At 56.3% G+C, this 19,978-nt stretch carries 22 protein-coding genes and 1 other RNA gene; 14 read left to right on the top strand and 9 right to left on the bottom strand.

Annotated elements, in window-relative coordinates; translation table 11 throughout:
- The first annotated feature begins 187 nt into the window (after positions 1 to 187).
- From folD to VNZ60_RS04865, 6 genes are all read left to right on the top strand, one after another.
- Complete coding sequence (gene folD, locus VNZ60_RS04890) at positions 188 to 1,033, top strand: bifunctional methylenetetrahydrofolate dehydrogenase/methenyltetrahydrofolate cyclohydrolase FolD (protein ID WP_325657298.1); 846 nt, start codon at positions 188 to 190, stop codon at positions 1,031 to 1,033.
- Positions 1,034 to 1,038: 5 nt separating this feature from the next.
- Positions 1,039 to 3,117 carry a M3 family metallopeptidase gene (locus VNZ60_RS04885; protein WP_325657297.1) on the top strand — a complete coding sequence of 693 codons (2,079 nt, stop codon included), beginning with the start codon at positions 1,039 to 1,041 and terminating at the stop codon, positions 3,115 to 3,117.
- Between the two features lie 100 nt (positions 3,118 to 3,217).
- Entirely contained in the window at positions 3,218 to 3,868 is a 651-nt protein-coding gene (locus VNZ60_RS04880) for a glutaredoxin family protein (protein ID WP_325657296.1), read from the top strand.
- 27 nt (positions 3,869 to 3,895) lie between these two features.
- Positions 3,896 to 4,321, top strand: a complete 426-nt coding sequence (locus tag VNZ60_RS04875; RefSeq protein WP_325657295.1) for a DNA polymerase III subunit chi — start codon at positions 3,896 to 3,898, stop codon at positions 4,319 to 4,321.
- Between the two features lie 11 nt (positions 4,322 to 4,332).
- The gene (locus tag VNZ60_RS04870; RefSeq protein ID WP_325657294.1) at positions 4,333 to 4,761 is read left to right on the top strand and encodes a hypothetical protein; all 429 of its coding nucleotides are present in this window, start codon (positions 4,333 to 4,335) and stop codon (positions 4,759 to 4,761) included.
- A 180-nt stretch (positions 4,762 to 4,941) separates the two neighbouring features.
- A complete protein-coding gene (locus VNZ60_RS04865; protein WP_325657293.1) occupies positions 4,942 to 6,258 on the top strand; it encodes a D-amino acid dehydrogenase in 1,317 nt (438 codons plus the stop codon).
- Positions 6,259 to 6,434: 176 nt separating this feature from the next.
- Here VNZ60_RS04865 and VNZ60_RS04860 read toward each other — a convergent pair whose 3' ends face one another.
- A complete protein-coding gene (locus tag VNZ60_RS04860; protein ID WP_325657292.1) occupies positions 6,435 to 6,944 on the bottom strand; it encodes an Lrp/AsnC family transcriptional regulator in 510 nt (169 codons plus the stop codon).
- A gap of 176 nt (positions 6,945 to 7,120) precedes the next feature.
- On the opposite strand from VNZ60_RS04860, the gene VNZ60_RS04855 reads away from it, so the two are divergent.
- From VNZ60_RS04855 to VNZ60_RS04845, 3 genes are all read left to right on the top strand, one after another.
- Entirely contained in the window at positions 7,121 to 8,269 is a 1,149-nt protein-coding gene (locus VNZ60_RS04855) for a branched-chain amino acid ABC transporter substrate-binding protein (RefSeq protein WP_325657291.1), read from the top strand.
- Positions 8,270 to 8,557: 288 nt separating this feature from the next.
- Positions 8,558 to 9,703 carry a branched-chain amino acid ABC transporter substrate-binding protein gene (locus tag VNZ60_RS04850; RefSeq protein WP_414648776.1) on the top strand — a complete coding sequence of 382 codons (1,146 nt, stop codon included), beginning with the start codon at positions 8,558 to 8,560 and terminating at the stop codon, positions 9,701 to 9,703.
- A 244-nt stretch (positions 9,704 to 9,947) separates the two neighbouring features.
- Entirely contained in the window at positions 9,948 to 11,075 is a 1,128-nt protein-coding gene (locus VNZ60_RS04845; protein WP_325657318.1) for a branched-chain amino acid ABC transporter substrate-binding protein, read from the top strand.
- Between the two features lie 126 nt (positions 11,076 to 11,201).
- Here VNZ60_RS04845 and VNZ60_RS04840 read toward each other — a convergent pair whose 3' ends face one another.
- Positions 11,202 to 11,513: a c-type cytochrome gene (locus tag VNZ60_RS04840; protein WP_325657289.1), complete on the bottom strand. Its 312-nt coding sequence runs from the start codon at positions 11,511 to 11,513 to the stop codon at positions 11,202 to 11,204.
- A 190-nt stretch (positions 11,514 to 11,703) separates the two neighbouring features.
- Between VNZ60_RS04840 and VNZ60_RS04835 the strand changes: the two genes are divergently transcribed.
- The 4 genes from VNZ60_RS04835 to VNZ60_RS04820 all read left to right on the top strand — a co-directional run bounded on the left by VNZ60_RS04835 (position 11,704) and on the right by VNZ60_RS04820 (position 15,443).
- On the top strand, positions 11,704 to 11,940 hold the full coding sequence (locus tag VNZ60_RS04835) for a TIGR04438 family Trp-rich protein (RefSeq protein ID WP_325657288.1): 237 nt from the start codon (positions 11,704 to 11,706) through the stop codon (positions 11,938 to 11,940).
- A 74-nt stretch (positions 11,941 to 12,014) separates the two neighbouring features.
- Entirely contained in the window at positions 12,015 to 12,905 is an 891-nt protein-coding gene (locus tag VNZ60_RS04830) for a LysR family transcriptional regulator (protein WP_325657287.1), read from the top strand.
- A gap of 6 nt (positions 12,906 to 12,911) precedes the next feature.
- Positions 12,912 to 13,766: a prolipoprotein diacylglyceryl transferase gene (gene lgt / locus VNZ60_RS04825; protein ID WP_325657286.1), complete on the top strand. Its 855-nt coding sequence runs from the start codon at positions 12,912 to 12,914 to the stop codon at positions 13,764 to 13,766.
- 87 nt (positions 13,767 to 13,853) lie between these two features.
- Positions 13,854 to 15,443, top strand: a complete 1,590-nt coding sequence (locus tag VNZ60_RS04820; protein ID WP_325657285.1) for a malonate--CoA ligase — start codon at positions 13,854 to 13,856, stop codon at positions 15,441 to 15,443.
- A 9-nt stretch (positions 15,444 to 15,452) separates the two neighbouring features.
- Here the strand turns inward: VNZ60_RS04820 and VNZ60_RS04815 are convergent, their stop codons facing one another.
- The 5 genes from VNZ60_RS04815 to VNZ60_RS04795 all read right to left on the bottom strand — a co-directional run bounded on the left by VNZ60_RS04815 (position 15,453) and on the right by VNZ60_RS04795 (position 17,424).
- A complete protein-coding gene (locus tag VNZ60_RS04815; protein WP_325657284.1) occupies positions 15,453 to 15,914 on the bottom strand; it encodes an EVE domain-containing protein in 462 nt (153 codons plus the stop codon).
- A 101-nt stretch (positions 15,915 to 16,015) separates the two neighbouring features.
- A non-coding RNA gene (gene ssrS, locus VNZ60_RS04810) (6S RNA) lies at positions 16,016 to 16,196 on the bottom strand.
- A gap of 90 nt (positions 16,197 to 16,286) precedes the next feature.
- A complete protein-coding gene (locus tag VNZ60_RS04805; RefSeq protein WP_325657283.1) occupies positions 16,287 to 16,598 on the bottom strand; it encodes a cell division protein ZapA in 312 nt (103 codons plus the stop codon).
- Positions 16,595 to 16,822 carry a DUF904 domain-containing protein gene (locus tag VNZ60_RS04800; RefSeq protein WP_325657282.1) on the bottom strand — a complete coding sequence of 76 codons (228 nt, stop codon included), beginning with the start codon at positions 16,820 to 16,822 and terminating at the stop codon, positions 16,595 to 16,597. Before VNZ60_RS04800 ends, VNZ60_RS04805 begins: the two co-directional genes overlap by 4 nt.
- A gap of 92 nt (positions 16,823 to 16,914) precedes the next feature.
- The gene (locus VNZ60_RS04795; protein ID WP_325657281.1) at positions 16,915 to 17,424 is read right to left on the bottom strand and encodes an FUSC family protein; all 510 of its coding nucleotides are present in this window, start codon (positions 17,422 to 17,424) and stop codon (positions 16,915 to 16,917) included.
- Positions 17,425 to 17,701: 277 nt separating this feature from the next.
- Here VNZ60_RS04795 and VNZ60_RS04790 point away from each other — a divergent pair, with 277 nt between their 5' ends.
- A complete protein-coding gene (locus tag VNZ60_RS04790; RefSeq protein ID WP_325657280.1) occupies positions 17,702 to 18,871 on the top strand; it encodes a lactonase family protein in 1,170 nt (389 codons plus the stop codon).
- Between the two features lie 10 nt (positions 18,872 to 18,881).
- Here VNZ60_RS04790 and VNZ60_RS04785 read toward each other — a convergent pair whose 3' ends face one another.
- Both VNZ60_RS04785 and fdhD read right to left on the bottom strand, forming a co-directional pair.
- A complete protein-coding gene (locus VNZ60_RS04785) occupies positions 18,882 to 19,106 on the bottom strand; it encodes a formate dehydrogenase subunit delta (protein WP_325657279.1) in 225 nt (74 codons plus the stop codon).
- A gap of 46 nt (positions 19,107 to 19,152) precedes the next feature.
- Positions 19,153 to 19,971, bottom strand: coding sequence for a formate dehydrogenase accessory sulfurtransferase FdhD (fdhD, locus tag VNZ60_RS04780; RefSeq protein ID WP_325657278.1), 819 nt, complete (start codon positions 19,969 to 19,971; stop codon positions 19,153 to 19,155).
- Positions 19,972 to 19,978 lie beyond the last annotated feature (7 nt).

The following is a 19,978-nucleotide window of genomic DNA, read 5'->3' as shown; positions in this document are numbered from 1 at the left end:
AACGCGTTGGATGTCGCCTGGAGTGCAATCGGCTAGCGAAAATCACGCTGGATGACACGATACTTTATCAAATAGACAAGCATCGATAAATTTACAAGAATCCGCAAGGAACTCGCCGCCGACGCAAACTTATGGGTGCTCAACCCTTATAATCCTGCTTTGCTTTTAATTTTTCAATGCCACCACTATGCCAGCCCAACTGATCGACGGAAATCTCCTTTCAAAACAACTACGCGCCGACGTCGCCAGCCGCGCGGCCGTGCTGACCGCGCAGGGCAAGCAGCCTGGTTTGGCGGTGATCCTGGTCGGCGACAGCCCGGCTTCGCAAGTGTATGTGCGCAACAAGGTCAAGGCTTGCGAAGACAACGGTTTGCATTCGGTGTTCGAAAAATATGACGCCGATCTCACCGAAGCGGCTCTGCTGGCCCGTATCGACGCCTTGAATCAGGATCCGAAGATCAATGGCATCCTGGTGCAACTGCCGTTGCCGGCCCACATCGACGCCCACAAAGTGATCGAAGCCATCGCGCCGGAAAAGGATGTCGACGGTTTCCACATCAGCAACGCCGGCCTGTTGATGACCGGCCAGCCGCTGTTCCGCCCATGCACGCCTTACGGCGTGATGAAGATGCTGGAATCGGTGAATTTCCCTGTGCGCGGCGCCCATGCGGTGATCGTCGGCGCCTCGAATATCGTCGGCAAACCGCAAGCCATGCTGCTCTTGCAAGCCGGCGCCACTGTCACCATCTGTAATTCCAAGACCCGTGACCTTGGCCTGCACACGCGCATGGCTGACATCCTGGTGGTGGCTACCGGCAAACGCAATATCGTCACCGCTGACATGATCAAGCCCGGCGCTGCCGTGATCGACGTCGGCATGAACCGCGACGATCACGGCAAGTTGTGCGGCGATGTCGATTTCGCCAACGCCAAAGAGGTAGCGGGTTATATCACCCCGGTGCCAGGCGGCGTCGGGCCGATGACCATCACCATGCTGCTGGTCAATACCATCGAAGCTGCTGAAAGAATGTAATTGCAATGACATCTACCGCTATCAAGGCCAGCAATCCCCTGCTCGACTTTTCCGGTCTGGCCAAATTCGACCAGATCACGCCAGCCGACGTCACGCCGGCGATTGCGGCGCTGCTGCAACAGGCGCATACCGTGGTCGCCCAGCTGGAAGCGTCCACCGACGCCGTCACCTGGGACAATTTTGTGCTGCCGCTGGAACACGTGACCGAGAAATTGAGCCGTGCCTGGGGCATTGTCAGCCATTTGAATGCGGTAGCCGACACGCCGGAATTGCGCGCTGCATATAACGAGAACCAGCCGAAGCTGATCGAATTCTGGACCGCGCTGGCGCAAAACCTGGCCTTGTTCGACAAGTACAAGGCCATCAGGAATAATCCCGCATTTGCCGACCTGTCAGAGGCACGGCGCAAGATCGTCGACAACGCCTTGCGCGATTTCAAGCTGGGTGGCGCCGAACTGGCGCCGGCAAAGAAAGCCCGATTCGCCGAAATCCAGGAAAAACACGCAGCGCTGACCACCCGCTTCTCGGAAAACATCCTCGACGCCACCAACGCCTACGGTTTGTTCGTCACCGACGAAGCGGAATTGGCCGGGCTGCCGGACGATGTGCGCCAGGCAGCGCGCGCCGCCGCCGAGCAAGACGACCAGCCGGGCTACAAATTCACGCTGCATTTCCCTTCTTATTTCCCGATCCTGCAATACGCGGACAACCGCGCCTTGCGTGAAAAAATGTATCGCGCCAATGCCACCAAGGCATCCGAACTGGGCGAAAACCCGGAATGGGACAATAGCGCGAACATTGTCGAGATCCTGCGTTTGCGTAATGAAGAAGCGAAACTGCTGGGCTTCGAGAATTACGCCGAACTGTCGCTGGTGCCGAAAATGGCCAAGACCTCGGCTGAAGTAATGCACTTCCTGCAAGACCTGGGCCAGCGCGCCCGTCCGTTTGCCGAACAGGATCTGGCCGAGCTGCGCGCCTTCGCCGCAGAACAGCTGGGCCTGGCCTCGCTGGAAGCCTGGGATCTGGCGTATGCCGCGGAAAAACTGCGCGAGCAGCGTTACGCTTTTTCCGAGCAGGAAGTAAAACAATATTTCCCGGAACCGGTGGTGGTCGCCGGCTTGTTCCAGCTGGTGCAGAAACTGTTTTCGGTCGATATCAGCGCCGACCAGGCAACGGTATGGCACCCGGACGTCAAGTTTTTCCGGATTCAAAAAGACGGCAAGCTGATCGGCCAGTTTTATCTCGACCTGTATGCCCGCAACGGCAAACGCGGCGGCGCATGGATGGACGATGCGCGCGCCCGGCGCCGCCTCGGCAGCGAAATACAAACCCCGATCGCTTACCTGACCTGCAACTTCACCGCGCCGGCAGTAGTCGACGGCGTCGCCAAAGCCGCTTTGTTTACGCATGACGAAGTGATCACCCTGTTCCACGAGTTCGGCCACGGCTTGCATCACATGCTGACCCGGGTCGACGAGCTCGGTGTATCCGGCATTTCCGGCGTCGAATGGGATGCAGTCGAATTGCCTTCGCAATTCATGGAGAATTTCTGCTGGGAGTGGGATGTCTTGCAGCACATGAGCTCCGAGGCGGAAAGCGGCGAACCGTTGCCGCGCGCGCTGTTCGACAAGATGATCGCCGCCAAGAATTTCCAATCCGGGCTGCAGGCCTTGCGCCAGGTCGAATTCTCCCTGTTCGACATGCACTTGCACGACGATTACGATCCGTATGGCAGCCAAAGCGTGCAAGACGTGATCGACCAGGTACGCGCCAAGATCGCGGTCATCAGCCCGCCGCCGTTCAACCGTTTCCAGCACTCGTTCGGCCACATTTTCGCAGGCGGCTACGCGGCTGGTTATTACAGCTACAAATGGGCTGAAGTACTGTCGGCCGATGCGTATAGTGCGTTTGAAGAAGCGGCCGCGCATGACGGCAATGTGGTGTCGGCCGAGACCGGCAGAAAATTCCACGACGAAATCCTTGCCGTCGGCGGCTCGCGCCCGGCGTTGGAATCGTTCAAGGCATTTCGCGGACGTGAGCCAAGCATAGACGCCTTGTTGCGGCATAGCGGCATGGCGGCGTAAATAGAAAAAACCAGAAGCTAGAAAACCAGAAGCAAAGCAATACCAACACAGGCAAAACCTTCGCCGCACGTCGGCGATTCTTACAAATAAGGGGAAAAGGATGAGAGTTGGGATAGAAGCCGGGACCAAAGCCGGGACGAAATTCGCTGCAACGTTTTTTTTGCTGATGCTGGCCGCCGGCGCGCAAGCGCAACTGTATAAATCGACCGGTCCGGATGGCAAAGTCACTTACAGCGATACGCCACCGGCCAAGGGCAACGTGACGCAACAGAAAACCGCTGCCTCCGGCGCAGGCGACGCCAGCGACGGCTTGCCTTATGAAGTGGCGCTGGCGGTCAAGAACAATCCCGTCACACTGTATAGCGCGGATAAATGCATCCCCTGCGACGATGGCCGCAAAATGCTGAATCAGCGCGGCATTCCATTCAGCGAAAAAACCGTGAAAAGCAATGACGATATTGCCGCCGTACGCAAGATCAGCAGCTCAAACGACTTGCCGCTGCTGACCGTTGGCCGCAGCAAGGAAAGCGGTTTCTCCGCCAGCGCCTGGGGCACGGCGCTGACGGCAGCCGGTTATCCGGAAAAGAATCTCTTGCCAAAAACCTATCGCAATGCAGCGCCGGTAGCCGCCGCGCCCGCGGCCGGCTCCTCCGACAAAACCACGGCGCCGGCAGCTAACGGAGCGAAAGCAGCCAACAACGGCGATTCCCTGCCGGCGGCTGGCAACGCGCCACCTGGATTCCGCTTTTAAGACCTCACGGCCCGACTATCACTACTCATGACGCAAATCGACTTTCACACCAATATTTCGGACAAATTTCTGTACACCTGCCGGTTGGTGCGTAAAGCCCGCACGGCACAGCGCCAGATCGTCATATTGAGTAGTAATACCGAGGATCTGGCGACGCTGGACCGGGCGCTCTGGACATTTTCCGAGCACGATTTCCTGCCGCACGTCAGGGCCGGCGATCCGCTGGCGGCGCAAACTCCGGTGATCCTGGCCGCCGACGAAGAGACCGAGTGGCCGCATCACCAGATCCTGATCAACCTTTCCGGCAAAACCCCGCAGCATTTCGCCCGCTTCGAAAGAATGTTTGAAATCATCTCGCTGGCCGACGACGACAAGGCCGGCGGCCGCGAGCGCTATCGGTTTTACCAGCAACGCGGTTATCCGCTGACCCATTTTGTTGCTGACAATGTATAGAGGAATCCGTAATGCCCAACGGTAAACATGACGCCAATATCCCTTTATTGACCGAGGTCATTGTTCCGCTGCCGACTTTGACCGACGTTATAGAGACGCCGCAAGCGCCAGTTGCCAGCGTTGCCGCTGCGCCGGTCGGCGATGAAGATAATTTTGAACTGCCCGTGGCGCAGCGGGAAACCGTTGCACAACCCACCCTGAGCCGGCATGACTGGGAGCGGTTAGAGGCTGAGGTAAGGGAAAAAGTGCTGCAACAGTTGCAGGACCGGATCGATTTCGTCATCGAACAAAGGGTTCGTGACGGCCTGGCGGACGTTTTACAGACTGCGGTGGAAGGCATGGCGGCGCAAATCAGGAATGGTTTGCATCAAACCCTGGACGAGGTCATTTCCAGAGCAGTATCGCTGGAATTAGTCAAATTGAAAAAAACAAACATTTAGCAATATTTTTTTGTTTTCCAATCACAATTTGTATCGCCATAGATAAAAGTAAAAAAAATTGAGCTCATTTTGATCGCCTAAAAAACCTCCGTTTTCTTACAATAACGCTATTGAGAACGTAGCTCATTAGTAACTCATTTGTAACTAATTTGTAAGACAACGGATGTTTTTGGAGATGAAATGAAAGTAATTGTATTGGGCGCTGGCGTTATCGGAACCACTTCTGCATGGTTCCTGAACAAGGAAGGTCACGACGTGACAGTGATCGAACGCCAGCCGGGTGCGGCACAGGAAACCAGTTTTGCCAACGGTTGCCAGATTTCGGTATCGCACGCCGAACCTTGGGCCAATCCGCAAGCGCCGCTGAAGGTATTGAAATGGCTGGGGCAGGAAGATGCGCCACTGCTGTATCGCTTCCGTCCGGAATGGCTGCAATGGAAATGGGCGCTGAATTTCCTGCGTGAATGCACGCCGGCCCGCACCAACGACAATATCCGCCAGATCGTCGCCATCTGCGAATACAGCCGCCAGACCTTGCAAGCAGTGCGCGCCGAAACCGGCGTCGACTACGATTGCCTGACACGCGGCATCCTGCATTTTTATACCGAACAAAAAGAATTCGATATCTCGCTGCCGGCCGCGCAACTGATGCGTGACCTGGGCTGCCCGCGCGATTCCATCAGCGCCGATGAAGTGGTGAAGATCGAACCAGCGCTGGCGCGCATCCGCGACAAGATCGTCGGCGGCGATTTTACCGCCACCGATGAATCCGGCGACGTCTACAAATTCACTTCGGGGCTGGCCGATAAAGCCGCCGAAGCCGGCGTCAATTTCCAGTACAACACCAGCGTCACCCGCCTGATTACCGAGGGCAGCGGCGCCAGCGCCAAGATCACCGGGGTTGAAGTGATCAACGCCGACGGCCGTCACGAAGTGCTGCATGCGGACGCCTTCGTGGTCGCCATGGGCAGCTTCTCGACACCGTTGCTGAAGCCGCTAGGCATCGAATTGATGATTTATCCGGGCAAGGGTTATTCCGCCACCTATCGCATCACCAACTCCGACGCAGCGCCAAGCGTTTCGCTGACCGACGACGGCTACAAGCTGGTGGTGTCGCGCCTGGGCGACCGCCTGCGCGTGGCCGGCACTTGCGAACTGAACGGTTACACACGCGAACTCAACACTACCCGTTGCGAAGCGATTACCCGCCGCACCCGCGAGTTGTTCCCGGACGGCTGCGATTACGATAATCCGGTTTACTGGACCGGCTTGCGCCCGATGACGCCATCCAACGTGCCGTATATCGGCAAAACCAAAATCAGCAATCTGTTCCTCAATACCGGCCACGGCACGCTCGGCTGGACCATGGGTTGCGGTTCCGGACGCGCCATCGCCGAGATCGTCTCGGGCCGCCGGCCGGAAGTCGATTTTGCGTTTACCGGCATGCCACGGCAAGCGCCGCAGCCATTGATTTTGCCGCGCCCTGTGCAAGCATGATGAGCCTTACGCCTGTTGTAGCAAGGCGATGAAAAAAGACCGGTGCTGGTGACAGCGCCGGTCTTTTTTTTTACCTGCGCAGGGTTGCCTCAAGGCATGGCCCGGTTTTTGCGTAAGTGTCTGCGGGAATCGATAGGGCTGCCGCTTTTGTCAGTCAGGCGCACTGTTCGAGTGCATCATTTGACGCTGCGCACCTCGACCGTTGCCGGCTTCTCGTCGAAGGCGACGCGGGTAACGAATTTGGCGCGTTTCATGGGAAAACGAGATTGGAAATGACGGACATTGCCGGAGCCGGAAATAACCCGGCGCACAAACTGATAGTAGGCATCCATATCGATCACATGCACGACTAGGAAATAATCGTAATCGCCGGACACGAAATAGCATTGCATGACTTCGACTTCCTTGTTCATGCGCAGCTCGAATTCCTGCATGTGTTCGTCCGACTGGTGATTCAGCGAGATTTCGAGAAAGGCCAGCATGCCGTAGCCGAGCGCGAAAGGATCGACCAGGGAGACGTCGGCGCTGATCACGCCGGCGTCGCGCAAATCGCGCAGGCGGCGCAGGCAGGTTGGCTGTGAAATGTGCGCTTTGTCGGCCAGGGTGCGGGTCGGCATCTGATTGTCGCGCTGCAGCAAGTTGAGTAGTTTGCGATCGACTTTGTCGAGAGTGTAATGTTTGCTCATGCCAAGGTGTTAAGGGTAGCTCCGGCTGTTTTAAGAATTCGCAAAAAAAACAGCTATGCGAAGCGTTTTTTATGTTGTAACGTTGCTTTTATTCAGAGTACTGAATATGTAATAAAAAGCAGCGGATGGTGAAACTATAAATGTTTGGTTTATTTTAAATCCTCAGGAGGACGTTCATGCAAAACAAGATCAAAATGATTCCGTTGGTTGGCGCAATTGCCATGGCTTTTTCTTTCGCCGGTCCAGCTTCGGCACAGGAAGTAGTCACCATCGGCCAGGTCAGCCCCTTGACAGGCCCCAACGCTCATATCGGCAAGGACAATGAAAACGGCGCCACCATGGCGATCGAGGAATTGAACGCCAAAGGCACCATGATCGGCGGTAAAAAAGTCACCTTCGTATTGGCTTCCGAGGATGACGCCTCCGATCCGAAACAAGGGACTGCAGTTGCGCAGAAGCTGGTGGACGCCAAGGTCAAGGGTGTTATCGGCCACATGAATTCCGGCACAACCATCCCGGCATCGAAGATTTATTTCGATGCAGGTATTCCACAAATCTCGCCATCCGCTACCAATCCTAAGTACACCCAGCAAGGCTTCAACACCGCGTTCCGCGTGGTGGCCAACGATGGCCAGCTGGGCGGCACCCTGGGCCGTTACGCCGTCAATACGCTGAAGGCAAAGAATGTCGCGGTGATCGATGACCGTACCGCCTACGGTCAAGGGGTTGCGGAAGAATTCACCAAGAGCGCCAAGAAGGCAGGCGCCAATATCGTCGCGACTCAGTTCACCAACGACAAAGCCACCGATTTCAATGCGATTCTGACTTCCATCAAGTCCAAGAATCCTGACCTGATCTTCTTCGGCGGCATGGATGCAGTCGGCGGCCCGATGCTGCGTCAGATGGACCAGCTCGGCATCAAGGCCAAATACATGGGCGGCGATGGCTTGTGCACCACTGAACTGGCCAAGCTGGCCGGCGCTGGCTTGAAAGACGACCAGGTAGTCTGCGCCGAAGCGGGCGGTGTGCCGGATGCAGGCAAGGCTGCGCTGGACGCCTTCAAGGTGGCTTACCAAAAGAGATTCAACCAGGAAGTCGTGATCTACGCACCGTATGAATACGACGCGTTGATGACAATGGTTGACGCCATGCAAAAAGCCAAGTCGTCCGATCCGAAAAAATACTTGCCGGAACTGGCGAAGATTCACCATCAGGGCGTGACGGGCGTGATCTCGTTCGATCCTAAGGGCGACATCAAGGACGGTTCGCTGACCTTGTACACCTACAAGGATGGCAAACGCACTTTGCTGACAGTGACAAAATAATCGTATTTCGCTGCATCTGAAAGCGCCCCGCTAGCCGGGGCGCTTTTTTTTTATTCTCTCCAAAGAACCCGCATGCCGTTGCCAACGCTGCGATTGCTCTCTCCCTCTCGCACAAAATCCTCCCGCTCCGCACCGCTAATCCCCGCATAGATCGCAAGGGTATTGTCTAAAACACAGGAAAACTCTTTGCGAAGATTTTGTTCTGCTGTAACGTTTACATGTTCCGCTCATTGAAGAGCGGAGTGACTTTACTTACTTATATAAATCCTTAGGAGGAAATACGTGCAGATGAAGAACAAAATGTTGCCGTTGGTTGCAGCAATCGCGTTGGCCCTGAGCGCTGCCGGCTCAGCTTGCGCTCAGGAACAAATCGTCAAGATCGGCCATGTCGGCCCGGTTACAGGTCCTTCTGCCCATCTCGGCAAAGACATGGAAAACGGCGCCAAAATGGCAGTCGAAGAATTGAACGCCAAAGGCGTTACCATCGGCGGCAAGAAAGTCAAATTCATGCTGCTGGCGGAAGATGATGCTTCCGATCCGAAGCAAGGCACTGCTGCCGCGCAAAAGCTGGTGGACGCCAAGATCGACGGCGTCATCGGCCACCTGAATTCAGGCACCACGATTCCAGCCTCGAAGATTTACTACGATGCCGGCATCCCGCAAATCTCGCCCGCCGCCACCAGCCCGAAATACACGCAACAAGGCTTTAACAGCGTGTTCCGGGTGGTCGCCAACGACGGCCAACTGGGCGGCACGCTGGGACGTTATGCAGCTACTACGCTGAAGGCCAAGAATATCGCCGTGATCGACGATCGCACCGCTTACGGCCAAGGGGTTGCACAGGAATTCGCTAAAGGCGCAAAAAGCGCTGGCGTCAATATTGTCGCAACCCAGTTCACCAACGACAAGGCAACCGACTTCAACGCCATCCTGACCTCGATCAAAGCCAAGAATCCGGATGTGATTTTCTTCGGCGGCATGGATGCAGTAGCTGGTCCGATGCTGCGGCAGATGAAGGCGCTCGGCATCAAGGCCAAGTTCATGGGCGGCGACGGCATGTGTACTGCCGAGCTGGGCAAGCTGGCAGGCGATGGCTTGATCAATGACGAAGTGGTGTGCGCCGAAGCCGGCGGTGTCGAAGAATCCGGCAAGAAAGGCTTGGACAATTTCAAGGCGGCGTTCCAGAAGAAGTACAACGCTGAAGTCAAACTGTACGCGCCTTACTCGTATGATTCGGTGATGACCATGGTGGAAGCCATGCAAAAAGCCAACTCCGTCGATCCGAAGAAATATCTGCCGGAACTGGCGAAGATCCAGCACAAGGGCGTGACCGGCATGATCGCCTTCGATCCCAAGGGCGATATCAAGGACGGTACGCTGACCTTGTACACCTACAAGGATGGCAAGCGCACCTTGTTGACCGTGACCAAGTAAATCATAGTCAACTGTTTTGCAAAAGCGCCCCGGCCTTAGCGCCGGGGCGCTTTTTTATTTCCGCGCGCGCCACATTCTGCCGGGTTGATAAAAAATGTATAAAACCGCTTTGCGAAGCAATTGTTATGTTGTAACGTTTAGGGCCCTGAACAGACCGAACTACTGATTGAAGTCGGATGTCTAAAAAACTTACTACTAATTCCGTTGTAAATCCTTAGGAGAAAATCTGGTGCGCAAAATCAAAATGATTCCATTGGCCGCGGCGATCGCGTTGTCCCTCTCTGCCAGCGCATACGCGCAAGAACAAACGGTCAAGATCGCCCACGTCGGCCCGATCACCGGCCCTATCGCCCACATCGGCAAAGACAATGAAAACGGCGCCAAGATGGCGATCGAAGAACTCAACGCAAAAGGCATCACGCTGGATGGCAAGAAAACCAAATTCGTATTGATGACGGAAGACGACGCATCCGATCCGAAACAAGCTACCGCGGTAGCGCAGAAACTGGTCGACGCCAAGGTTGCCGGCGTCATCGGCCACGTCAATTCGGGTACCTCGATTCCTGCTTCGAAGATTTATTACGATGCCGGCATTCCGCAAATTTCGCCTTCGACCACCAGCGCAAAATATACCCAGCAAGGCTTCAATACCACCTTCCGCGTGGTCGCCAACGACAGCCAGCTGGGCGGCGCCCTGGGCCGTTATGCCGCCAAGACGCTGCATGCCAAAACCGCTGCCGTGATCGACGACCGCACCGCCTACGGCCAGGGCCTGGCGGAAGAATTCTCCAAGGCTGCCAAAGCCGCCGGCATGACTATCGTCGCCACCCAATTCACCAACGACAAGGCGACCGACTTCAACGCCATCCTGACTTCGTTCAAAGCCAAGAAACCTGACGTCATATTCTTCGGCGGACTGGATGCCGGCGGCGGCCCCATGCTGCGCCAGATGAAACAACTGGGGATTGCCGCCAAGTACATGGGCGGCGACGCCATCTGCACTTCCGATCTGCCGAAACTGGCAGGTGACGGCATCAGCAACGATCAAGTGATTTGCGCCGAAGCCGGCGGTGTGGAAGAGTCTGCCAAAAAAGGCCTGGACCAATTCAAGACCGCCTACAAACAGAAATACGGCAAGGACGTCGTGATCTACGCGCCATACACCTACGATGCCTTGATGGTCATGGCAGACGCCATGCAAAAAGCCAAGTCGGCCGATCCGAAAAAATATCTGCCGGAACTGGCCAAGATCCACCACAAGGGCGTGACCGGCATGATCGCATTTGACGCCAAGGGCGACATCCAGGACGGCACCATCACCTTGTATACCTACAGAAACGGTGAGCGCACCCTGTTGACCGTGACTAAATAACGGTTCTTGGCATTTGCTGCAAAAAGCGTTCCGCTTACCGGGGCGCTTTTTTTTTTGACTCTGCAAACTATGGCCGTAAAAAAAGGCGCTCACTTGAGCGCCCTGTTTGCAGCATAGCTTGCGCTATCACTTCTGCGACAAAATCCATTTCACCAGCGTATGCGCTTCGGCCTCGGTCACTTGCGGATTAGCTGGCATCGGGATTGCACCCCAAGTGCCGGTGCTGCCCTTCATGACTTTCTGCACCAGCATGTCTTCAGCGCCTTTTTGAGCGGCGAATTTCGCTGCAACGTCTTTGTATGCCGGGCCGACCACCTTGTTTTGCACCGAGTGACAAGCCATACAGTTCTTCGATTTTGCCAGATCCAGACCGGCGTCGGCCAGAGCGGAACCTGAAGCCATTGCGCCTAGCAATGCGCAGATCAACAAACGTTTCATTCTTATCTCCGTCAAAAAAAGTGACACCATTTTACCTGCCCGTCCGCATTCTCTCATATCCCGGAAACACCAACATACATCTGGGATTTGACATATTAAATCAACGTATCAGATTAACGTATCAGATCAAACATGCGTTGACCAGCGCCATCTTTCGCCCTATCCTTTCCGCAAGGAAAAAGGGAATACCATGCCATTGATCATTATTATCGTTTCGTTAATAGCATTAAAATACTTCGAGATCGGTCCGTTTGCCGGCATATCCTGGTGGTGGATCGCCGGCCTGATGGCGGTAGCCTTTATCTGGTTTGAGTTCCTGGAACCGATGCTCGGCCTGGACAAACGGCGCGCCCATGAAGAACTCGAAAAAACCAGGCAGGAACGGGTCAAGAAAACTTTCGACAAGCATAAGCGCCCTGGCCGTTGAAATGCGCGGAAAGTTGATCGTTACGCAATACCAAAAGCCGGCTCCTCTCCGGCTTTTTTATTAGGTACGAGGTTATGAACATAGAGTTGCGGCAACTGCGCTATTTCGTCGCGGTTGCCGAAGAAAAGCACTTTGGTCGCGCGGCGCTACGCTTGCACATGACGCAACCGCCCTTATCGCAGGCAATCCAGGCGCTCGAAGCCAATCTTGGCACGCCCTTGTTTGCGCGCACCAAACGCAGCGTTGCGCTGACGTCGGCCGGGCTGGCGTTGCTGCCGGAAGCACAACGCTTGCTGCAGCAGGCGTCCAGCTTGCCTGATCTGGTGCGGCGCGCCGCTTCCGGCGAATCCGGCTTGCTGACGCTATCGTTTGTCTCGACTGCCGATTACAGTATCTTGCCGCCTTTGCTGCGCGCGTTTCGTGAGGCTTACCCGCAGGTGCAAATCGATTTGCAGGAAGCCACCAGCGATCTGCAGCTGGCGCAATTGATGGAAGGCAGGATCGATGCCGGCCTGCTGATTCCGCCGCTGCCGGACAAGGCCAAACTGGCGCTGGATTATCAGCCGGTGTTGTCGGAACCGCTGATTCTGGCTGCCCCGAGCGGCCTCAAGGTGCTGCGCAGCAAGGGCAAGATCGCCTTGAGTTCGCTGGCCGAGATGCCCTTGATTATCTTCCCGCGCCGTATCTCGCCGGGCTTTCACGATACTATCCTGGGCTGCTTCCGCGCCGCTGGCGTCACCCCGCATATCGGCCAGGAAGCGATCCAGATGCAAACCATCGTCGGCCTGGTGTCGGCTGGCATGGGAATCGCGCTTGTGCCACAATCGGTGTCGAACCTGCAACGCCCAGGGGTCGATTATCGCGAACTGCAGGATCAGACGCCGCTGGTCGAGACCGGCCTGGCCTGGCGCCGCGATAATGTTTCACCGGTATTGCAAGCCTTTTTGGAATTATTAAGAAAGTAATAGAACATGCTGATTCATCCTTTGCCCGATCCGATCGCCTTCTCTTTAGGGCCGCTCCACGTGCGCTGGTACGGCCTGATGTATCTGCTGGCTTTCATCCAGTTCATCTGGCTCGGCCGCATCAGGATCAAGCAAGCGCATATTGCCGCCGCCGGCTGGACAAAAGAGAATATCGACGACATGCTGTTCTATGGCGTGCTGGGGGTGGTGATCGGCGGCCGCCTGGGCCAGGTGTTCTTTTACGATCCCTCCTATTATTTTTCGCATCCGGCCGAAATCATCGCGGTCTGGAAGGGTGGCATGTCGTTCCACGGTGGTTTCATCGGCGTCATGATCGCGATGGCGTGGTGGGGCCGCAAGGCCGGCCGCAAACTGATGGACATCATGGATTTCATCGCACCCATGGTGCCGCTCGGCTACGCCGCCGGCCGCCTCGGCAATTTCATCAACGGTGAACTGCCGGGCCGGGTGGTGTCCGATCCATCGCTGCCTTGGGCCATGATCTGGCCAAATGTCGACAGCCTGCCGCGCCATCCTTCGCCGATTTATCAGATGCTGGTAGACGGCGTACTGCTGTTCATCATCCTCTGGCTGTTCTCGCGCAAACCGCGGCCGCGCATGGCGGTGGCCGGCATGTTCTCGCTGCTGTATGGCTGCGCCCGTTTCTTCACCGAATATTTCCGCGTGCCGGACTATAACGTGACGTTTGGCGGCATCACCATTTCCGCCGGCCAGATGCTGTCGGTGCCGATGATCGTGCTTGGCATCGTGCTGCTGATCATCGCCTATAGAAATCCGCGCCAGTACGCCGGCGCGGCCGCTGCGCCGCCAATCAAGGCCGCCAGCAAATCTTCTACCTGAACCGCAGCGTAGCGTTCGCCCTGCCGCCCAACCGTGGTCAGGCGAACGCATTCCACCTACCTGCCGCAAACCTTCCCCGCGTTACCTATGACAGCCAATCTTTACAGCCTTTTCGCATCGCGCTTTCCAGCCGACAAAACCGCTTGCTGCATCGAAACCCACGATGGCCAGTACTACACCTGGAGCGACGTCGAACGCGCCTCCGCCAGGATCGCCAATTTGTTCAGCAGCCTGGGGTTGCCGAGCGGTGCGCGGATTGCCGTGCAGGTGGAAAAATCAGCGGAGGCGTTGATACTCTATCTGGCAACCCTGCGCGCCGGTTTCGTCTATTTGCCGCTGAACACCGCCTACCGCGCTGCGGAAATCGAATATTTCATCGGCGATGCAGAACCGGCGGTATTCGTTTGCTCGCCGCAGAATTTCGGCTGGGTGGCGCAAATTGCTTTCAAGGCCGGCACCCGGCATCTGTTCACCCTGGACGAAGGTGGCAACAACCGCCGCAATTCCGGCTCGCTGCTGGCGCGCGCCATGCATCACCCGGACCAGTTTGAGACAGTTGAAAAACAAGCCGGCGACCTCGCCGTCATCTTGTATACCTCGGGCACCACCGGCCGCAGCAAGGGCGCCATGCTTTCACACGGTAATATCGCTTCGAACGCCCAGGTGCTGCAGCAATACTGGCATTGGCAAGCTGATGACGTCTTGCTGCATGCGCTGCCGCTGTTCCATATTCACGGCTTGCTGGTAGCCGCCAACGGCGCACTGCTGAACGGCAGCAAAATGATTTTCCTGCCGAAATTCGAGGCCGCAGAAGTCTGCCGCCAGCTACCGCGCAGCACGATTTTCATGGGCGTGCCTACTTATTATGTGCGGCTGTTGGCGAGCAGCGAATTCGATCGCAACACTTGTCGCAATATCCGCCTGTTTGTATCCGGCTCGGCGCCGTTACTAGCCGATACCTTTGCAGAATTTATCGAACGTACTGGACACACCATATTAGAACGCTACGGCATGAGCGAAACCGCCATGCTCACTTCCAATCCATATGCACAGGAGCGGCGCGGCGGCACCGTCGGCTTGCCGCTGCCGGGGGTCTCGGTGCGCTTGATCAAGACTGACAGCGATGGTGGCGAAGCTGCTTGCAGTACAGCTTGTGAAGCCGGCGAAATCGGTGAAATCCAGGTCAAGGGGCCGAATGTATTCCACGGTTACTGGCGCATGCCGGAAAAGACTGCAGAGGAATTCACCGCCGACGGTTATTTCAAGACCGGCGACGTCGGCAAATTCGATAACGATGGCTATCTGGCGATCGTCGGCCGCAGCAAGGATCTGATCATTTCCGGCGGTTATAACGTCTATCCAAAGGAAATCGAAAGCCTGATAGATGAAATCGATGGCGTGCTGGAATCAGCTGTAATCGGCATTCCGCACGTTGATTTCGGTGAGGCTGTGACTGCAGTCATCGTGAAACGGCCGGAAGCCACACTGACAACTGCGGACGTGATCGCCATGATGAAAACCACAATCGCCAATTTCAAGGTGCCCAAGCATGTGTTTTTCGCCGAGGAACTGCCGCGCAACACCATGGGCAAAGTGCAAAAGAATGTATTACGCGAACTCTATGCAGCTCATACCACAGCTACCATCCCAACCGCAGGCGGCGTCATGCCTTCATAAGCTTGCCGATCAAGCCTTCATTAGCTTGCCGATGTGCCGCCATTCGGCGGCGCTGACCGGGGTGATCGAAAGCCGGTTGCCGCGACGCAGGATCTGCATCTCGGCCAGCGCTTCCTGTTGGCGTAATTCCGGCAAAGCGATCAGGCGCGTTTTCTTCAGGGCGCGCACATCTACCAGCATCCAGCGCGGGTTTTCGCGCTCGGCCTTGGCGTCGAAATACTTACTTTTTGGATCGAACTGCGTGTTGTCAGGATAAGGCGTACTCGCCACCTCAGCCAGGCCGGCTATCCCCGGCACGGCGCAACCGGAGTGATAGAACAGCACGCCGTCGCCGACCTGCATCGCATCGCGCATGAAATTGCGCGCTTGATAATTGCGCACGCCATACCACGCAATGGTCTGCTGCGGCATGGCCAGCACGTCGTCGATACTGGCGTCGTCCGGCTCGGATTTCATTAGCCAATAATTCATTTCGTCTCTGTCCCTCGTCTCTATCCCTCGTCCCTATCCCGTACATAAGAAAAAAGCAGAAATAAAAAAAGCGGCTGCATATGCATGCAGCCGCTTTAGAATCAAGTCCCGCCTGTGCCGCTTTGTCGGCATCCTGAACCAAAGCGATTCAAGTTGGCCGCAGTTAGTTCAATTTCGGGCTCATCGGACTAGCGACGCTCACACCTATCGAACAAAATTCCGCAGCCGTTGCGTATAAATGGTTCAAGGATTTTATGACAATCGCGAACACGGCAGGAGTCGTTAGTCTACTCCAAACGATTCCCAAGTCAAACCCCTTTTGGCGAAAGTTTTTTTGCGGCGATGCAGCCAGCAGCATGGTTAAACGGGCGATCAGAACAAATCTTCCTGTGCCGCCAGAGCCTCATCCAACACCGTGTGCATCGCGGCGATATTCTGTTTTACTTCCGATACCGTCAGCTCGGACAACGGACCGGAAGGCGCTTTGGCCCCCAATAATTCGGCGGCGATGCCAAGCGCGGCGATGACGGCGATGCGATCGTTGCCGCGAATTTTTCCGGCGTCGCGAATCGCAGTCATTTTCCCGTCCAGATAAGTCACGGCTTCCTGCAATGCCTTTTCTTCGCCTTCTTTGCACGCCAGGGTATACGGCTGGCCCATGATGTTAACGCTTAACTGGCTCATGTAAGCTCCTGATCTTGCGACAGTTCTTGCGGTAATGCCGGAAATTTCTCGAGCAATGCGGCAACCCGCTGATGCGCTTCGCTGATGCGTTGCTTCAGCTCTTCGTTTTCACTCTGCAAAGCGGTTGCGCGCTGACGCAGTTCGGCATTTTCCCGACGCAAGGCGTGCGTCAGTTCGGCCAGTTGGCCGATTTTTTCTGATAATTGATGGAATTCTGAAATCATTTTGTCACTATAGTGTTGCTAAGGAAATTACGTCAATAGATTCGGATAGATTCGATCAATGAAACTCGCAGCGGGCCATCAGCAAGGGCAAATCAGCTAGTGCTAGGCGCCAGTCGTTTGAGTGCATACGAATACGCCAGCGATTGCAATAATGCCACGGTACTGCCAGCAACAACCTCACCGACGCGCAACAAAGCATATTCCAGCTCCTGGTGCAGACCTTTACCGCCTATCGCAGCGGACATCAAAATCACCACCGTCGCCGGCCCCAGGCGCCAGTTGGCGGGGTAGTTTTGCAACAGCATGGCCACCAGCACCGATGTTGCCAAAGCAACCAGCAAGGAAAAGAATCCAGGACCGAACAGCACCAGCGCCAGGCAAGCCACCACACAGCCATTCAGGGTATTGATCAAACGGGCCCGGAAATTTGCCTTGGCCAGGTTGACATCCGGCTCGGTCACGATGATGAGTGAAATCATGGCCCAGTACGGCTCTTCCAAACCCAGGGCGCGCAGTCCGTACCAGGTGATCAAGCAGCCTGTGAGGATCTTGACCAGATAAACCAGGGCATTTTTTCTGGGGCTAATGAATTGAAAGTCCATCCAGGCCTTCACCAAAGTCTTATCGCGAGCGCCATTTTAGCCGAGAACCTGAATGCTCCCTACATTTCAGTGCTTTGCGCTCCAATATGAGGCGCCCGACAAATGTTACCCATGGCGACGAATAACATGGCGATGGGTAAGTTACATGTTGCCATTCGATTTGGATGCACCTATATTCATTGATCGCAGCAATCTGACAAGAAATTCCGGAACAGCAAGCCCGGCTATCGGAGACAATATGCAGATGCAACCAGCCCTCCTCCGCCTATCCAAAAGAATGGCACTCTCCATCGCACTACTCACCATGACCAGCATGCCGCTAAGAGCCGAACCCCCTTCGCCCCCAGCCCTGTTCGCTTATGTCGGGACTTACAACCCCAACGGCGAAGGTGTCTATCTGTTTAAAGTGGATAGCCAGTCAGGCGCGCTGAGCCGGGTAAAACTCGTCAGCGACTTGCCGAATGCCGCTCAGCTCAGTCTCGACGCGGCCGGCAAAACGCTGTACGTGGCAAGTGAGGTGGCCAGTTACAAAGACAGCCAGCACGGCGTGCTGGCGGCGTATGGGGTGAACCGGGCGGATGGCTCGCTGACTTTGCTGAATCAGCAGGATGCGCAAGGCAAGATGCCGGTGCATGTGGCGTTGACGCCAAAACAGAACTATCTGCTGGCAGCCAATTACGGCAGCGGCTCGGTGGCCTCTTTTCCTCTGGCTGAGGACGGCAGTCTGCTGCCGGCGGCATCGGTGCAGCAGAGCGCCGGTCCGGCCGGTGTTGCGCAGCCGGAGGCCGCGCCCAGCGGCAGCTTCGCCGTCAGCGGCCATGACGCCCCGCACGCCCACATGATCGCCAGCGATCCCAGCGGCAAATTTGCCTTTTCGACCGATCTTGGCCTGGACCGCATCTATCAATGGCGCTTCGACCAGAGCAACGGCGGCTTGACGCCCAATACGCCGGCCTTCATCAAGGCCTCGTCGGCAGGCGCCGGCCCGCGCCATTTTGTATTTCATCCGAACGGCAGATATGTCTACCTGATCAATGAAGAAGCCTCCACCCTGACGCTCTATCACTTCGACCAGTCCAGCGGGACTTTGCAAGAACAGCAAACCATTTCAAGTTTGCCGAAAAATTATCAGGGAAGCAGTTTTGCATCCGGGCTGACCGTAAGCCACGACGGCCGTTTCCTGTATGTCGCGAATCGCTTGCATAACAGCATCACCCAGTTCGCCGTCGGCGTGCAAGGCAAGCTCAGCTGGGTGGCGGAAACATGGACGCGCGGCGATTATCCGCGCAGCATCGTGATCGAACCGCAGGGGCGTTATATCTACGCCTTGAACCAGCGCAGCGACAATATCACCCAGTTCGCCATCGACAAGTACAGCGGCAAGCTGCAATTCATCGACGGCTATACCGGGCTGGGCAGCCCTTCGCAGATGGTGTTCTTGCGCTAGGGCCTAAGCGTTACTGCAAGGTGCTGACGTGCAGGTGAATCGCTTCCAGCACGAAAGGCTGGAGCTCCGCACCGCCTTGTTGGTCGACATACGCCAGCAACTCGCGCCGCATGCGCGGCTCCCAGCTGCGCTTCAGGTGGCTGGCGAGATCCGCCATGGCTTGCTGGCGGTCAGGCATGGATTCGAAAAATGAACCGATCTGATTCGCCATCTTCACCAGCTGCTCCAAATTCATAGGACTTACCCTTTCTGCTGCGATTCTGTGGTTGACGCGGTTAGGTTCATGAGGGCAATACGCGTTGCGGATGGGTATACACCACGTGACCGGGTTGCCGCACGAAACCCAGCAAGGTCACGTTAGCCTGCTCTGCCAGGCGGATCGCCAGCGCCGTCGGCGCCGATACCGCGACGATAAAGCCGCATCCCATGCTGGCTGCCTTTTGCACCATTTCATAACTGGCGCGGCTGGTGATCAGCACCGCGCCGCTGGAAAAATCCTGCGGCGGATTTTTTTGCGCCAGTGCCCCGATCAATTTATCGAGGGCGTTATGGCGGCCGACATCTTCCCGCACCAGCGCGATCTCGCCGTCAGCCTGCAGCCACGCGGCGGCGTGAGTGGCGCCGGTCACTTGTTGCAGATGCTGCTGTTGCTGCATGGCGGCCATCGCGGCATAAATAACGGCGGCAGAAAAGCGTGCATCGGAAACCACCGGCGCCGGCTTGCGCACTGCCTGCTGCAAGGTTTCCGCGCCACACAGGCCGCAACCGGTACGGCCGGTCAGGTTGCGCCGCTTTTCCTTGAGTGCGACAAAACGTTCGCTGGCAATCTGCATCTGCACCTGGATGCCATCGGCCGCGCTGACTATCTCGCAATCGAACAACTCGCTGCGATCCTGCAGGATTCCTTCGGTCAAGGAAAAGCCCAGGGCAAAATCTTCCAGGTCGGCCGGCGACGCCATCATCACGGCGTGCGAAATGCCGTTGTATTCCAGCGCCACCGGCACTTCTTCCGCAACCACGTCGCGACTCTTGCTGGCGGCGCCGTCACGCCATTTCAGCACCTCGACTTCGGTGCTGCTGGCGAATTCGGGTATGACCATGCTGCCC

The organism is Collimonas sp. (assembly GCF_035566375.1).
GTDB lineage: Bacteria > Pseudomonadota > Gammaproteobacteria > Burkholderiales > Burkholderiaceae_D > Collimonas.
Note: the sequence above shows the minus strand (reverse complement) of the source record. Positions and strands in the feature narration are given on the sequence as shown.